Source organism: Streptomyces sp. NPDC051064 (assembly GCF_044455985.1).
Taxonomy (GTDB): domain Bacteria; phylum Actinomycetota; class Actinomycetes; order Streptomycetales; family Streptomycetaceae; genus Streptomyces.
The window spans coordinates 627,342-642,715 of record NZ_JBITFK010000002.1 but is presented as its reverse complement, the minus strand read 5'-3'; the positions used below and the strand labels follow the sequence as shown (position 1 = coordinate 642,715).

Annotated in this window: 14 protein-coding genes and 1 tRNA gene; 6 read left to right on the top strand and 9 right to left on the bottom strand. The window is 71.1% G+C overall.

Annotated elements, in window-relative coordinates; translation table 11 throughout:
- Positions 1 to 23: 23 nt before the first annotated feature.
- The 7 genes from ACIBCU_RS09845 to ACIBCU_RS09815 all read right to left on the bottom strand — a co-directional run bounded on the left by ACIBCU_RS09845 (position 24) and on the right by ACIBCU_RS09815 (position 7,723).
- Positions 24 to 2,597, bottom strand: coding sequence for a SpoIIE family protein phosphatase (locus ACIBCU_RS09845; RefSeq protein WP_362936877.1), 2,574 nt, complete (start codon positions 2,595 to 2,597; stop codon positions 24 to 26).
- A gap of 193 nt (positions 2,598 to 2,790) precedes the next feature.
- Positions 2,791 to 3,228, bottom strand: coding sequence for an ATP-binding protein (locus ACIBCU_RS09840; RefSeq protein WP_362936775.1), 438 nt, complete (start codon positions 3,226 to 3,228; stop codon positions 2,791 to 2,793).
- Between the two features lie 182 nt (positions 3,229 to 3,410).
- Positions 3,411 to 3,815 (bottom strand): (deoxy)nucleoside triphosphate pyrophosphohydrolase, encoded by a 405-nt coding sequence (locus tag ACIBCU_RS09835; RefSeq protein WP_362936772.1) that lies wholly within the window; start codon positions 3,813 to 3,815, stop codon positions 3,411 to 3,413.
- 52 nt (positions 3,816 to 3,867) lie between these two features.
- Complete coding sequence (locus ACIBCU_RS09830) at positions 3,868 to 4,068, bottom strand: SPOR domain-containing protein (protein ID WP_399230475.1); 201 nt, start codon at positions 4,066 to 4,068, stop codon at positions 3,868 to 3,870.
- 196 nt (positions 4,069 to 4,264) lie between these two features.
- Positions 4,265 to 5,977, bottom strand: a complete 1,713-nt coding sequence (locus ACIBCU_RS09825) for a purine-cytosine permease family protein (protein ID WP_399230472.1) — start codon at positions 5,975 to 5,977, stop codon at positions 4,265 to 4,267.
- Positions 5,978 to 6,180: 203 nt separating this feature from the next.
- On the bottom strand, positions 6,181 to 6,933 hold the full coding sequence (locus ACIBCU_RS09820) for a GntR family transcriptional regulator (RefSeq protein ID WP_399230470.1): 753 nt from the start codon (positions 6,931 to 6,933) through the stop codon (positions 6,181 to 6,183).
- A 307-nt stretch (positions 6,934 to 7,240) separates the two neighbouring features.
- Positions 7,241 to 7,723 carry a cupin domain-containing protein gene (locus ACIBCU_RS09815; protein WP_362936763.1) on the bottom strand — a complete coding sequence of 161 codons (483 nt, stop codon included), beginning with the start codon at positions 7,721 to 7,723 and terminating at the stop codon, positions 7,241 to 7,243.
- A 90-nt stretch (positions 7,724 to 7,813) separates the two neighbouring features.
- On the opposite strand from ACIBCU_RS09815, the gene ACIBCU_RS09810 reads away from it, so the two are divergent.
- Together ACIBCU_RS09810 and ACIBCU_RS09805 are read left to right on the top strand one after the other, a co-directional pair.
- Positions 7,814 to 10,399: a glycosyl hydrolase family 65 protein gene (locus tag ACIBCU_RS09810; protein ID WP_399230467.1), complete on the top strand. Its 2,586-nt coding sequence runs from the start codon at positions 7,814 to 7,816 to the stop codon at positions 10,397 to 10,399.
- A gap of 47 nt (positions 10,400 to 10,446) precedes the next feature.
- Positions 10,447 to 10,520 (top strand) — tRNA-Trp (locus ACIBCU_RS09805).
- Positions 10,521 to 10,582: 62 nt separating this feature from the next.
- Here ACIBCU_RS09805 and ACIBCU_RS09800 read toward each other — a convergent pair.
- Both ACIBCU_RS09800 and ACIBCU_RS09795 read right to left on the bottom strand, forming a co-directional pair.
- Positions 10,583 to 10,783, bottom strand: a complete 201-nt coding sequence (locus ACIBCU_RS09800; protein ID WP_362936758.1) for a DUF397 domain-containing protein — start codon at positions 10,781 to 10,783, stop codon at positions 10,583 to 10,585.
- Complete coding sequence (locus tag ACIBCU_RS09795; RefSeq protein ID WP_399230464.1) at positions 10,780 to 11,619, bottom strand: Scr1 family TA system antitoxin-like transcriptional regulator; 840 nt, start codon at positions 11,617 to 11,619, stop codon at positions 10,780 to 10,782. Before ACIBCU_RS09795 ends, ACIBCU_RS09800 begins: the two co-directional genes overlap by 4 nt.
- A 202-nt stretch (positions 11,620 to 11,821) precedes the next feature.
- On the opposite strand from ACIBCU_RS09795, the gene ACIBCU_RS09790 reads away from it, so the two are divergent.
- From ACIBCU_RS09790 to ACIBCU_RS09775, 4 genes are all read left to right on the top strand, one after another.
- Positions 11,822 to 12,265 carry an ATP-binding protein gene (locus ACIBCU_RS09790; RefSeq protein WP_399230462.1) on the top strand — a complete coding sequence of 148 codons (444 nt, stop codon included), beginning with the start codon at positions 11,822 to 11,824 and terminating at the stop codon, positions 12,263 to 12,265.
- Positions 12,266 to 12,942: 677 nt separating this feature from the next.
- Positions 12,943 to 13,146 (top strand): hypothetical protein, encoded by a 204-nt coding sequence (locus ACIBCU_RS09785; RefSeq protein WP_362936750.1) that lies wholly within the window; start codon positions 12,943 to 12,945, stop codon positions 13,144 to 13,146.
- A gap of 114 nt (positions 13,147 to 13,260) precedes the next feature.
- Positions 13,261 to 14,322 (top strand): RNA polymerase sigma factor, encoded by a 1,062-nt coding sequence (locus ACIBCU_RS09780; RefSeq protein WP_399230460.1) that lies wholly within the window; start codon positions 13,261 to 13,263, stop codon positions 14,320 to 14,322.
- Positions 14,323 to 14,390: 68 nt separating this feature from the next.
- A complete protein-coding gene (locus tag ACIBCU_RS09775; RefSeq protein ID WP_399230457.1) occupies positions 14,391 to 15,374 on the top strand; it encodes a BtrH N-terminal domain-containing protein in 984 nt (327 codons plus the stop codon).

Sequence of the window (15,374 nt, the reverse complement as noted above, 5' to 3'; positions counted from 1 at the left end):
TGGACCGCGCCGGCCGGACCCCGTCAGTACATGCTCAGCAACTGCTCCACGGAGAGTTCGGCGGCGGGTTCTCCGTCGGGCAGCGCCAGCTCGAACCACACCGTCTTGCCGCGCGGGGTGCGCCGCGATCCCCAGGCCGCGCTGAGCAGCCCGACGAGCTGCAGCCCGCGCCCGCCCTCGTCGGTGTCGCGTGCCCGCCGGCGCCGCGGCTGGACGAGACCGGCGTCCCACACCTCGCAGACGAGCGTGCGGTCGCGGAGCAGCCTGAGCCGGATCTCTCCCTCGCCGTAGCGCAGGGCGTTGGTGACGAGTTCGCTGACGAGCAGCTCGGTGGTGTCCACCAGGTCGTCCAGGCCCCAGCTGATGAGCTGCGTGCGGGCCAGCTCACGGGCGCGGGCGACCGAGCGGAGCTCCCGCGGAAGCCGCCAGTCGCCCACCGCGTCCGGGGCGAGCCCCTGGATACGGGCCATCAGCAGGGCGATGTCGTCCTCACCGTGCCGGGTGTCGAGGGTCGTCAGCACGTGGTCGCAGACGTCCTCGAGGGGCTGTGACGGTTCGATGAGGGCGTGCCGGAAGGCGTCGAGGCCCTCATCGAGCGGGTGGTCGCGCGACTCGACGAGCCCGTCGGTGTACAGGGCGAGGAGGGCGCCCTCCTTGAGCTCCACCTCGACCTCCTCGAAGGGTTCGCCGCCGACGCCGAGCGGCATGCCCGGGGGTACGTCGAGCAGGAGGGCGGGCTCGCCCGGCTCGGCCACCACCGGGGGGAGGTGACCGGCGTTGGCGAAGGTGCACCGCCGGGTGACCGGGTCGTAGACCGCGTACACACACGTCGCCAGATACACCTCGGAGAGGTCTGCCTCGCGTGACTTGTGGGCGGCCCGCGAGGGCCACTGGGCGCCGCCGCCCGCGCCGAACCCTTCGCTCCGCTCGCCGCCTCCCGGGGTGCCAAGACCCCGGGCGACCTCGTCCAGGGCGGAGAGGACCTCGGCGGGCTCCAGGTCCAGGAGTGCCAGCGTGCGTACGGCCGTGCGGAGTTCACCCATGGCGACGGCTGCCCGCAGTCCACGGCCCATCACGTCGCCGACGACCAGGGCCGTGCGGTGACCGGGGAGCTCGATCACGTCGAACCAGTCGCCGCCGACCTCCGTGGCCGTGTTGCCCGGAAGGTAGCGGCAGGCGATGTCCAGGCCCGCCGCCTCGGGGTCGCCCGGCGGGAGCAGGCTGCGCTGGAGGATGAGCGCCCGCTCGTGCTCCCGGCGGTAGAGGCGGGCGTTGTCGATGCAGACGGCCGCGCGGGCGGCGAGCTCGGTGGCCAGCGCCCGGTCCCGCTCGCCGAAGGGCTCGCTGCCCTTGGTACGGGAGAACTGGACGAGGCCCACGACGACGTCGTGCGCGACCATGGGCACGGCGAGGGTGGAGTGGACGAAGCCGCGTTCGTCGCCGGGCACGGCCTCGACGCGGCCGGTGCGCAGGGCGGCGGCGCAGGGCGAGCGGAACGGGTAGCGGTGGACCGACCCGAGAGCGGGCGGCGCCGTGTCCCCGGCGGCCTCCACCCCACCGCCCATGCCGGACAAGGTTCCGGGGAGGGCGTCGGAGACGGCGCTGGCCTGGGCGACCCGGCGCAGCTCCGCGGAGCCGGTGCCGGACTCCTGGTGTCTGCCCCAGCTGGCGGGCGAGGCCTCCTCGCCGGTGAGCAGCCCCTGGTAGAGATCGACGGAGGCGAGGTCGCAGAAGACGGGCACCGCGACGTCCAGCAGTTCCCGGGCGGTGGTCTCCAGGTCGAGGGAGTTGCCGATGCGGGCGCTGGCCTCGTTGAGCAGGGCGAGATTGCGGCGGGCGCTGGCGGCCTCGCGGGCGGCGATGTGCCGTTGCGTGACGTCGGTGGCGAGTCCGGCGATGCCCACGGGGCGCCCGGCGCCGCTGTGCACCCGGTACAGGTTCATGGACCAGTGGCGCCGGCCCGTGGTGCCGGGCGGGGTGCCGACGAGCTGGAGGTCGGTGACGGCGTCACCGGTCTCCAGGACCCGCTTGAGCGTGCTGGAGAGGCGTTCGGCCTCCGGGCGGGTCAGGTAGTCGTCCACCGTGCGGCCGCGGTGGTCGTCGGCCTCGCCGCCGAAGACGGTGGCGAACCGCTGGTTGGCGCGCACGACGGTGAAGTCCGTACCGAAGAGGACGAAACCGAAGGGAGATTGGCCGAATATCGCCTGCGAGGCAGCGAGGTCCGTCTCGATGCGCCGCAGGGCTCTGACGTCGACCACGATGCAGAGCGCGGCGCGCTCACCGGCCCCCGTCTCGCTCGGCATGACATAGATCTCGGCAAGCCCGTCGGCCCCGTTCTCGCCCGGGATCCGGAACGGGACGACGCCCGTCCACTCCTTGCCGTCCAGGATCTCCGCGACCCGCCTGTGGGCATCCGGGCGCAGCTCGGCGGGCATGAAGGCCTCGACCGGGTCCTTGCCCACCACCTCGTCGGAGGCCATGCCGAAGAGACCGGCGGCCCGCCGGCTCCACTGCTCGATCAGCCCGTCGGGGCCGATCGAGAACGATGCGACCCTGATGTAGTCATAGATCGAGCCGGGCGGGCTGCTCTGCCACATGACGTCGCCCGCCGTTCCAGGTATCTCGCTCACGCGACCGTCCCCTCCAGCTCACACACCGGACCGGTCCTGCCCGCAGTATTCAGCACTACGGCCCTCACCGGCACGGCGTTCACGATCACAGCACGGTCTCAGTCCCTTTCAGCCAGGTTCTGCCCGACCTCCGGTGATCGCTGTGCGTCCCTCCCCACTCCTAACCAGGCAGAGCGAGCTCGAACCACACGGTCTTGCCGCTTTTCCCGCGCCGGGTCCCCCAGCGGCGCGCGGAACAAGCCACGAGCTGCAGTCCGCGACCGCCCTCGTCCTCGGGTCCGGCCGTGCGTTCGGTGGGCGGATCCGGAACCGGATCGGAGACTTCCACCAGCAGACCCCGCCCCTCGGCACCTGCGTCGGGCGCCTCACCGTCGGGATGCGGCCACCTCAGCCGGACGCCGATGGGACCGGAGGCATAGCGCAGGGAATTGGTCACGAGTTCGCTGACGAGGAGCACGGCGACGTCCCCGACCGCCGTGTCGAACCCCCATTGGTGCAGTGCGTCACGGACCGCATGCCTGGCGCTGCGCACGGAGCCCGGCACCGCCGGAAAGCTCCACTCGGCAGAATCGCCTTCGGTATCGGTCACGCCGATCACTTCCCAGAGCCGGCAGCGGGGGCGCACCCTGTTCAGAGGGCATAATCGGCACATACCCGATATTCGGCGCAACCTATCGCAACTGCCGCGCTATGGGGCGTACGGGTGTACATCGCACCGTCGACCGGCAGGCGGAAACGGTACGCCGGCTTCATGGCCCCAGGGGCTCGCGGCCACGCCGCTCAGGCCCGCGCGGCCTTCCGCAGCCGGCGTACGGCTTCGGCCACGGCGGGGCGGTCCTGGTCCAGCCAGTCGACGGTGTCCGTCTCCTCCGGCGCGAGCCAGCGCAGCTCGTCGTGGTCCTCCAGCGGGGTGGGCTCGCCCGAGAGCAGCCGCACCGTCCACACCCGGAGCACAAGGCCGGGCTTCAGCGGCCACTCCCCCGGGATGCGCTCAAGGGGCTCCGCCTCCACGCCGAGTTCCTCGCGGAGTTCCCGTACGAGCGCCTGCTCGCCGCTCTCTCCGGGCTCCAGCTTGCCGCCCGGCAGCTCCCAGCGTCCGGCCAGCTCCGGCGGGGCGCTGCGGCGGGCGGCAAGGAGCCGCCCGCCGTCACAGACGGCCCCGGCCACCACCACGGAATCACTCATGGGCGGGAGCGTAACCGGTGGCTCTCTCCCGCCGGTGGCGCCGGTCCACGGCCTAAGGGCGTGCGCTCCGGCTCGTTCGCTCCACCCAGTAGAGCTGCTTGTGTCCATGACGGTCCAGGCCGTCGGCGATCTTCTGAGCCTCGGCCTGCGTCGCATAACGCCCGACGCGGTACCTGTTGCCGTTGTCGTCCTGTCTGATCACCAGCCAGGGGAGCACGGCGCCGCTGTCAGTCATGACTTCCCTCTCCTGCATCCCGCCCCTCTCCCCACCGGCGTGCACGTCTCAAAGGATCCCCAGGAAACCGCAGTACGCATATGCCCGAGCGTACGCCTGACCTTCACTCAGCGGATGCGCGTTTACACAAAGAGACACGCATCCGGCCATACCAAAGGGGGCGCACTCCCCCGAATGCGCCCCCTACCGGCCACGAGCCGGCGCCTCTACGGCATCAGCCGGCGGGTGTCCGTACGACCGGCATCGGCATCAGCACCGGGCCGGCCGCGGGTTCCTTGCGGCAGACGTCTCCGCACTCCTCGTCCAACGAGCAGCACAGGGAGCAGATCGGCCCCGACCGGACCGGACAGTCGGCGATGTCCGGGAGCTCGTAGGCGGTTTCGCACACCGCGCAGGTGTGCGTGGCGGTGATGTCGGCGATGTCGACGTCCGGGCCGTTCACCGGGTTCGGCCGGGCCAGGTAGTACTTCCCCTTCGTCAGCCAGGCGATCAACGGACAGAGGACCAGCGACAGTCCGGCCGCGATGAAGGTCGAGAATGCCTCGGCGTACCTGCCGAACAGGCCGAAGAAGGCGAGGATCGAGACGGTCGACGCGATCACCATCGCCCCGAAGCCGGCCGGATTGACCGCGTGGAGGTAGGCCCGCTTGAACTCGATGTAACGGGGACTCAGCCCGATCCGCTTGTTGATGACCAGATCGGCGGCGACGGCCGCGATCCAGGCGATGCCCACGTTGGAGTAGAAGCCCAGCAGCTTGTTGAGGGCCGCGAACATGTTCATCTCCATCAGCGTCAGCGCGATGGCGAGGTTGAGGAAGATGTACCAGACCCGGCCCGGGTGCTTGTGCGTGATCCGGGAGAAGAAGTTCGACCAGGACAGCGAGCCGCTGTAGGCGTTGGTCACGTTGATCTTGATCTGGGAGACGATCACGAAGAGGGCGGCCGCCGGGAGCGCGAACGAGCCGAGCCACGGCTTCAGCGCCTCGATCTGCGGGGCGATCGGCTCCAGCGCGTGCGTCTTGCCGACCGCCTCCAGCGCGACGAAGGCGAGGAAGGCGCCCCCGAGCTGCTTCGCGGCCCCGATGACGACCCAGCCGGGGCCCGCTGCGAGGACGGCGAGATTCCACCGGCGCTTGTTGGCCTCGGTCTTGGCGGGCATGAAGCGCAGGTAGTCGGCCTGTTCGCCGATCTGGGCGATGAGCGAGAGCGCCACGCCCGTACCGAGTCCGAAGGCGATCCAGGAGAAGCCCGGCTCCGCCCCCTCCGTGCCCGTGAAGGAGCTGAACGCGCCCCAGGAGCCGGGGGCTTCGACGGCGAGCACCACGAAGGGGAGCACCATGCCGATGATCCAGACCGGCTGGGTCCATGCCTGCACCTTGGCCAGCGCGCCCATGCCCCGGAACACGATGGGGATGACGATCAGCGTGGTGATCAGATAGCCCGCCTCGACGGGGAGCCCTACCGCCTGGTGCATGGCCTGCGCCATGATCGAGCCTTCGAGCGCGAAGAAGATGAAGGTGAAGGACGCGTAGATCAGCGAGGTCAGCGTCGAGCCGAAGTAGCCGAAGCCCGCCCCGCGGGTCACCAGGTCCATGTCCAGGCCGTACTTCGCGCACGCCCGGGCGATCGGGATGCCGGTGAGGAAGATGATCGCCGCCGCGGCCAGGATCGAGGCGAGCCCGCTGGTGAAGCCGTACGTGAAGACGATCGACGCGCCGATCGCGAAGTCGGCCAGATACGCGATGCCGCCGAGCGCCGTCCCCGCGACCGTCGAGGGCGACCAGCGCCGGAAGGAGTGCGGCGCGTAGCGGAGGGAGTAGTCCTCGCGGCTCTCGTCGGCCGCGAGCTTGGCGTAGCTGCGCCGGGGGGCCTCCTGCGGCTCCTGTCGCGGCGCCTCGCCCGCCGTGGGCGTTGCGGTGTCCGTCATCGGTGACTTCCCGTTCGTCGGTCCGGTGTGCGGGTGACGAACGGGAAGTTAGGACTTGGGCATGACAAGTGGGCGCGGCGGACGGTTGCCTGCCGGTTACATGCGGCGCGGTTTCGTTAACTCCGCATCAACCGATGCGGACAGGCTGTCGCTCCCAGCGGTCACCACAGCCGTCCCACCTGTCACCCCACGTGCCCCGGCGGCTACTTGACCGGCAGATGGTAGGCAATCCTGTAGCGGTCGGCCGGGACGACCACATCGGCCGTCTCCACCGCCAGCCCCGAGGCGTAGTACGTCCGCCCGATCACCATCACCACATGGCCCGGCACCCCGCCGAGCGCCAGGAGCTCCTCCGCCAGCCCGGGGCGCGCGCCGACCTCCTCCGCCACGTTGTCCACGACGACGTCGATCGCCGCCATGCGGTCGACGACACCGCAGCCGCCCAGCGGGCCCTCCTCCGGCAGCATCACCGGCGTACGCCCCGTCACGGCCAGGGGCTCCCAGGAGGTGGACAGCATCATCGGCTCGCCCGCCTCCCGGAAGACGTACCTCGTGCGCATCACGCGGTCGCCCGGCTCGATCCCGAGCCGCTCGGCGATCTCGGCGCTGGCCCCCTCCTGCTCGCTGCGGGACTCCCAGGTCCCCCGCGCCCCTTCCGCCGTCTGTTCCTGACGGAACGGACTGGCTCCCGCCCCCGACCGGTAGCCGGAGCGGGCGATCCGGCGCGGGACCGGACGCGCGCGCACATACGTGCCCGAGCCCGACCGGCCCTCGACGAGCCCCTCGGCCATCAGCACCTTGCGGGCCTCCAGCGCCACGGTGTCCGAGACGCCGTACTCCTCACGGATACGGGCCTGCGACGGCAGGCGGGTATGGGGCGGCAGCGCGCCGTTGACGATCTTCTCCCTGAGATCGCTCGCCACGCGCAGATAGGCGGGCTGCTCACCGAAAGGCACAGGCCACTCCCAACAGGTTGACAGACAGCAACAGCGTTGCAACCGTGGGTTGAGTACCGCAAGCACAGGCCAGGGTTTCACTCGAAGTGATGATTCCCCGCCCACCTGCGCATACGAACAGAGCCGCCCCATGGCGGACACCCGAGTGCACCGGGCGACCTGTCTCTGCCCGCCCGGATCTCGGCCGACTCGATTACCTGATGCCCACGCCCTCCTTCAAGGACCGCGGCGCCGTCATGCCGGGCGGCACCTTCCCGACCGTGACGGGCGATCAGATTCACCTGGCGCAGAAGGACCTGGCCGGCCCTCAGCCCGTCCAGTACGTGTCGTGCTTGAAGAAGAACTCCGCCCGCTGCTTCTCCGGCCAGTCGGAGACCTGCCCGACCTTCTCGAAGTACTCCTCACGGGGCGCTCCCGGCGTGAAGAGCAGCAGCATGGAAGCGGGTTCCTCGGAGTCGTTACGGAAGGCGTGCAGGCCGCCCTGGGGCACGTAAAGGAAGTCGCCCTGGGTGGCGTCGACCCATCGCTCGCCGTCGTAGATCCGCACCGTCCCGTCGAGGATGAAGAACGACTCGGAGATCGACCGGTGGAAGTGCTCGGCCGGGCCGCCCGCCTTGGGGCCCATGGTGATCCGGTACAGCCCGAACTCGCCGTGCGTCGACTCCGTCGTGGCCAGGTAGTGGGTGGATCCGCCGCTGCGCGTCAGCAGATTCGGGGCGGTGTCGGCCGGACGGTACGTCGCGCTGATCTCGCCCGCGCCGTCCGTGTAGACGGGTTCCGGATAGGACATGCCGCTCTCCCTGCCTCCGGTCGTGGACCGGTCCGCTCCTCCCGCGCGCCGGTACCGCACCGGCGGCGTCGTCTTCCCTACCTTCGTGGGGTGAGCCTCAAGCGCATCTCCCTTCTCGCGCCGGTCGTCGCGGGCGCATTGGTCCTCCCCCTGCCGCCGCTCTCGCATGCCGCCGGGTCCGCCCCGGATCCGGTGTGCGGCCGGACGGGCACGCACCCCGACGCCTCGTGGGCACCGGCGTCCACCGCCTTCGGCGAGGCCGCGGGGTACGACCCCTATGTCGGCAACGGCTACCTGGGCCACCGCGTGCCCGCCACCGGCGCCGGATACGCCGCCACGGGCGAGAAGACGGGCTGGCCCCTCTACACCCCACGGTACGACGGAGCCTTCGTCTCCGGGCTCTACGCCCGCGACAAGGACCTCGCCGAGGGCCGCGAGGTGATCGCCGCGCTGCCGTCCTGGACCACGCTCGACGTGCGCGTCGGCTCCGAGACGTACGGCTCCGCCACGCCCGCCGGCCGAGTCTCCCGCTACCGCCAGACCCTCCACCTGCGCTGCGGCGTCGTGGTCACCTCCCTGCGGTGGACCACGGCCGACGGCCGCGCCACCGACCTGACCTACGAGGTGCTGGCCGACCGCTCCGACGTGCACACGGGCGCCGTACGCCTGCGGATGACTCCGCACTGGAGCGGCACCGCCACGGTGACGGGCCGGCTGGACAAGCGAGGGGCGCGCCGGGTCACCGTCGCGGACGACGGCACGTTCCGGACGCTGGGCACGGGCACGTCGGGGGCGATCGCCCAGCGGGGCACCGACGGCGCCCGCACGGCCCGGGTGAGGGCCGGACAGTCGTACACCTTCGAGAAGTACGTCGGCGTCGACACCTCCCTCACCTCCCGCACCCCGCTCGCCTCCGCCGGGGCGGCGGCGGACCGCGCGGCCCGGCGCGGCTGGTCGGGGGTCCTCGCCTCCAACGCGGCGGCCTGGCGCCGGGCCTGGGCCTCGGACGTCAGGACGCCGGGCAGCCCGGACCTGCAGGCCTGGCTGCGGGCCGCACAGTACGGGCTCCTCGCCAGCTCCCGGCCCGGTTCCTCGGACAGCATCGCCCCGGCCGGGCTGAACAGCGACAACTACGCGGGCATGGTGTTCTGGGACGCGGAGACCTGGATGTATCCGGGGCTGCTCGCCACCCGCCCCGACCTGGCCCGCTCGGTCGTCGAGTACCGCTACCGCACCCGCGACACCGCCCGCGCCAACGCCGAGAGGCTGGGCCACGAAGGGCTGTTCTACCCCTGGACGAGCGCGAGCAAGGGACGCCTGGACTCCGAGTGCCAGAGCTGGGACCCGCCGCACTGCCTCACCCAGAACCACCTCCAGGGCGACATCGCGCTCGCCGTCTGGCAGTACTACCTGGCCACCGGTGACCGCGCCTGGCTCGCCGACCGGGGCTGGCCGCTGCTGAAGGGCATCGCCGACTTCTGGCAGTCGCGCGCCACGGCCAACGCCGACGGCAGCTACTCGGTGAAGAACGTCGCCGGCCCCGACGAGTACAGCAACGGCGTCACGGACGGCGTCTTCACCAACGCGGTCGCCGCCACCGCCCTGCGCAACGCCACCCGCGCCGCCGGACTCCTCGGCCACCCGGCGCCCGCCGGCTGGACCAGGGTCGCCGACGGACTGCGCATCCCGTACGACGCCGAGCGGAAGATCTTCCTCCAGTACGCCGGCTACAACGGCTCGACCATCAAGCAGGCCGACACGGTGCTGCTGATCTACCCGCTGGAGTGGCCGATGGCGGAGGGCGCGGCAGCCGCGACGCTCGACTACTACGCCGCCCGCACCGACCCGGACGGCCCCGCGATGACCGACTCGGTGCACGCGATCGACGCCGCCACGATCGGGGAGCCGGGCTGCGCCACATACACGTACCTCCGGCGCGCCGTACGCCCGTTCGTCCGTGGGCCCTACAACCTCTTCTCCGAGGCGCGGGGCGAGAAGTCCGGGGCCCAGGACCCGCTCTCGGGCTTCCCCGCCGAGGACTTCCTCACCGGTAAGGGCGGCTTCCTCCAGGTCTTCACGCACGGCCTGACCGGCCTCAGGCTCCGCGAGGACGGCGTACGCCTCGACCCGCTCCTGCCCCCGCAGCTCCGCGAGGGCGTGGAGCTGACCGGGCTGCGCTACCGGGGCCGTACGTACGACATCGCCGTCGGCCCCCGGACGACCACGGTCCGGCTGACGGACGGTGCGCCCTTCACGATCCACACCCCGGCCGGCCCGCGCCGCCTCTCGGGCGCCCTCACGCTCCCCACCCGCCGCCCCGACCTCGCCCCGACGTCCGACGCGGCCCGCTGCCGCCCGGCGGCGGCCACCTCGGAGGCCCCCGGCCTGTACGCCGAGGCGGCGGTGGACGGCAGCCCGTCGACCTCCTGGGCACCGGACGGCGCGACGGGCACGCTGACGGTGCCACTGCGCCACGCGACCCGTCTCGCCTCGCTCACCCCCCGCTGGACGGACGTCGCACCGGCCTCCCACGCCCTGGAGACTTCCCTGGACGGCCGCACCTGGCGCCCGTACGAACCGGGCGTCACGGCCCGCCAGGTCAGGCTCACCGTCCGCTCGGCCGACGCGGAGAAGCCGACGGGGGTCGCCGAACTGACCGCCGTGGCAAGCGAATAGACGGTCGCGGAGACCGGCCGAAGGCGCGGGCTAGGATTCCGGGCGGCGGAGCCGTAGCGCAGAGGTCGTCGCGCCGGTCTCCAGAACCGCGAGGACGCCGGTTCGAATCCGGCCGGATCCGCAGCCGAGGGTGCGGGTGGAGCCGTTCACGCATCCACCCGCACTCCTGCGTGCCGCTGCCCGTCAGCCGCGCACGGCCATCTGCACGAACGTCGCCCACGGGCCGGCCTCGACGTGCAGGACCGGCCCTTCGGCTTGCTTGGAGTCGCGCACGTACACGGAGGTGTGCGCGGTCGCCACCTCCACACACTGCCCGCCGTCCCCGGCACTGTGACTGCTCTTCGTCCAGGTCAGCTCTGCTGTCCCGTCGGCGTTCTTGTTCACAGCTCTCCCAAGAGTTTCTCGATCTGCGCCAACGACTCCTTCGGAGTCAGAGCCTGGGCCCGCAGGACGCCGTACGTGGATTCCAGAGCCTGGACCTTCGCAGGCTCCGAGCGCACAACACCTTGGCTCTGCGCTTCCACGTAGCTCATCCTCCGCCGGTTCCTGGTGAGGATCAACGTGAACGGCCCGGACAGGCCCGCGTGTTCGTCTCTGCCCGTAGGCATGATCTGGATCTCCACATTGCGCTGATGACCGACAACCAGTAGCTGTTCGAGTTGAGTGCGCATGACGGCGGCACCTCCGAGCGGCCGTCGTACGACCGACTCCTCGATGACGAAACTCAGCAGTGGAGCCGGACGTGCGGAAAGGATCTTCTGGCGATCCAGCCGGGCGGCCAGCCGCTCCTCGATGATTTCCTCGTCAAGCAGCGGACGCCACATGGCGAACACGGCTCGGGCGTACTCCTCGCTCTGGAGAAGCCCGTTCACCACCTGAGCGTCGTACGCGTGAAGTTCGACCGCCTCGGCTTCCAGCCTCACGAACTCTTGGAAGAACGACGGATACCGCGCCCGCTCCACCTCCCCCTTCATGGCCACCAGGACCCCGTGCCCGCCCAGGACCCGGTCCACCGCGTCCACCATCTCCGGCTTGGGGATGCGGCGCCCCTGTTCCACCGATGCGATGTGGGCCTCTCCGTACCCGATGCTCGCACCGAGCTCGGCCTGTGTGAGTCCCGCGGCCTCACGCAGGAGCTTCACCTGGCGGCCGAAGCAGCGCAGGAACCCGGTTCCCGGGTCCGCGGGGCCCTCGACTGCACCGGCCACCGCAACGTCCATGGTTCCTCGCTCCCTGGGTCAGCACACAGTGGCACCAGGTTATGACTGTCCGTAGCGACCGGAGGCGGTTCGCCCGAATATCAGTCACGCGGGCGACGCCACGCCCGTACAGCCCCGTCAGAATCCGGCGGAGCCCTGACAGACCCTGCCCGTACGGCCGTTGATGCTGGTGAGAGCGGTGCGCGGGCGGGATCGTCGGTCCATGACGATCCCCGGCCGCACCGCGCCGCACCCCACGGACACCTTCGAGTTCCGCTTCTCCTCCACCCCGCGCGGCGCCCGCCTCGCCCGGCGGCTGGCCTCCCACCGCGTCCACGAGTGGGGTCACCGCTACGGCTCCGAGGTGAACGACACCGTGAGTCTGGTCGTCGGTGAGCTGGCCGCCAACGCGGTCACGCACGGCCTGGTGCCCGGCCGCGACGCGCTGCTCCGGCTGAGCCGGGTGCGAGGGGGACGGCTGCGGGTGGAGGTCGGCGACACCCGGGGCGAGCTGCTGCCCCACCCCTCCATCGGCCTGCCCGCCGATGCGGAGACGGGGCGAGGGCTGATCCTGGTGGCCGCCCTCGCCGAGGAGTGGGGCGCAATCCCACGGGAGGGCGCGCCGGGCAAAACTGTCTGGGCCACCCTGGGCGTCGGTTCCGCGTGATTTCACCGATAAGGCGCGCATGAAACCCGGCAGTTCACCCGGAAGCACGTCCTCCACTCCGCCACCACAAGCTATTGCCGGCTGGAGCGCGGGATAGGCGACCCGGCAGCCACCGCCCTGCAGAAGAACCTCCTTTCCTGCTACGGATACAAGCCGGCAGCGGACGGGGTCTATGGGGAACTCACCGAATCGGCACTCATCTCGGTACGGAAGAAGGCGGACGTAGCGGCGGAGTGCGATTACGGGACGGCTCAGCGGGCCGCGACCCCTTCGCCACCTGCGGCTGCCAGACCCGGTTCCCCCCGCCATCTGCAGCGGATCTTCACAACTCGCACGCAGGTGGCCCGCCGCCCCCGGTGACTCTTCACGCACGGAGCGAACCCCCGCCCCCCTCGCGGAGAATGTCCCGTTCGCGGGGTATTAAAGATTCGACCGATCAAAAGTCCGTCGATCGGTCGAGTGAAGAAACCGTACCGGTCCATGAACCGATGTGACGGCCCTGGCCTTTCGATGTGGAAAGCCGGCGCAAGGGGCCGCAGGACGGGTGGCCCCGCAACGCGCTCACGTGCTTTCATCCTCCACACCACGGAAGCCCCCGCAACCGTGAAGTCGGCAAGGCCCGCATTCCTGACGGAGTTGGCCCGGCCATTCGGAATAACGTGAAAGGAATTCACCTCATGAGCTCCGCCCCCCAGGTACAGACCCAGGAAATCTCCGACGCGGACCTGGACGGCGTGTCCGGTGGCGTCGCCGCCGGTCTGGCCGGCGACGTCTCCCTCGAGACGCCGCTCTCCTCCCTCTCCGGCGGCTTCTCGGGTGCCCTCGCCGCCGACGGGCTCGGTGTCGCCGGGCTCGGCGCCTCCTCCACGCTGTCGGCCTGAGCCGACGCCGAGCCCGTATGCCCCGATGCCCACCAGGCAGCGGGGCGTAGGGGCCGTGGGGCCACGGTCGACACGTATCGGGCTCCGAACCCACGGACCGGAGCGCTTTCGAACGTGAGGGACCATTCACGCACGGCTCATCGTCCGCCCGGCCCGGGCGATCGGTGGGAGCTCGTCTGGAGTCACCGGGACGAGCTGCTGGAGATCGCGCGCCGCCGTTCGTCGAGCGCCGAGGAGGCCGAGGACGCCGTCCACGAAGCGATGCTCCGCGCGGTGGAGGACCGAAGCGTCCAGTACGGCCGGGTGCGCTCGTGGCTCAGGCACGCGACCGTGCGCGTGTGCGCCGAACGGCACCGCCAGGTCACCCGCGACTCGGAGGTGAGCAAGAACCTCTCCGCCGCTCCGCCCGAGCCCCAGCCGGTCGAGGAAGCGGCATGTGACCGGGCGGAGGCCAGGTGGCTGGCCGCCCGCAGCGCGGAGCTGCTGCCCGCCCGTCAGGCAGAGGCGCTGCGACTCCGGTCCCAGGATCTCGACGTCGGGCAGGTGGCCCTGGCCATGGGGCTGAGCTACCGAGGGGCCGAGTCGCTGCTCGCCAGGGCCAGACGGCAGCTGCGTGGCGCCCTCGCCGGGAGTGTCACCCTGGCCCTGACCGTCTGGGTGTTCGTACGCAGATTCCCGCGCACGGGCGTCACGCAGTCGGCGGTGGCGGCATCGGCTGCGGTGGCAGTCGCCACGGTGGGTCTGTACGTGCCTGCCGCTCCCCCCGAGAGGCCGGACGCCCCGCCTCCGAGGGCCGGCGCCGGCACCCTGCGGCCCGTCCCGGACACGGAATCGCCCGCCGCTCGCCCCGCTCCGGAACCTCCGCACACCCCGCCGCTCACTCCCCCTGCCCCGCAACGCGCCGAAGGAGCGGACCAGGACACGCAACGGCCCGATTCGGTTCACTCGCCGGCGACTTACGAACCGCAGGTCCCGGCCGCGGTGAGGACACGGATCGGCCGCCTCGACCTGCCGACGGAACTGCCGTCTGCGACCACGCCCGCGTCCGTACCGTCCCTTCCTGCGGACGCGTCGGACATCTCTTCCACGAAGCCGCCTCCGGTGACGCCCGGCATCGCCACCGACGGCTCGGCCGAGCTCCCGCCTCTGCCCTCTGCTGCTGTCAGTGCCCGATGACACCATCCGGTCATGAGCAGTGGGTCTTTCGACTGGCACATGGCCGTGGGCGACGGGTGGCAAGCGGCATGACCATGGTGGAAGGCATCGACGCCCGCGGCATGCAGCACTGCGAGACGACGGCGCTGGGCGTGCTGCTGCGGCACGAGGGTATCGACCTCTCCGAGCCCATGCTGTTCGGGCTCGGCTCGGGGCTGTCCTTCATCTACTGGGACAGCAAGAGCATGGGCTTCCCCTTCCTGGGAGGCCGGGTCAAGCCGTTCGAGCTCACCAGGAACCTGGCCGCCGGGCTGGGTCTCGAGCTGCTGGTCGGGGAGACCACCTCCGCCCGCAAGGCGTGGCAGAACGTGGCGGGGCCCATCGACGCCGGCCGGCCGGTCGGCCTTCAGCTCGACAGCTACCACCTGGACCACTTCCGCACCAAGGTGCACTTCGGCGGGCACGTCGTGGCCATGTACGGCTACGACGAACAGGACGCCTACCTGGTGGACACCGAACCGCAGGGCGGAGTCGTCTCGACCGGCCTCGCCGCCCTGGCAAGGGCCAGGGCCGAGCGCGGCCCCATGACCGCCAGGCACCGCTCCTTCACCCTCACGGCGCCCAGCGGGCCGACGTCACCGCAGGACCGGATCGTTCCCGCGATCAGGGCCTGCGCCGACGCCTTCCTGAACCCGCCCATCGCGAACCTGGGCCACCGGGGCATCGAGAAGGCCGCCGAACAGGTGCCCACGTGGCTGCGGCGCACCGAAAGTCCGGAGCAGGACCTGCCACAGGCGGCCGCCCTCATGGAGAGGGCCGGCACCGGCGGCGCCCTGTTCCGCAATCTGTACCGGGACTTCCTCGCCGAGAGTGCCCAGCTGATCGACAGCGGCCGTCTGCGCACCGGCCAGGGCCTGTACACCGAGGCCGCCACGCTCTGGACAGAGGTGGCCGCGCTCGTCGCGACGGCAGGCGAGTCCGGCGACTCGGCCCCCCTCACGCAGGCCGGCTCGATCCTCCAGGAGCTCTCGCGCATCGAACACGACGCGATGAAGGCACTCAGCATGCTCTAG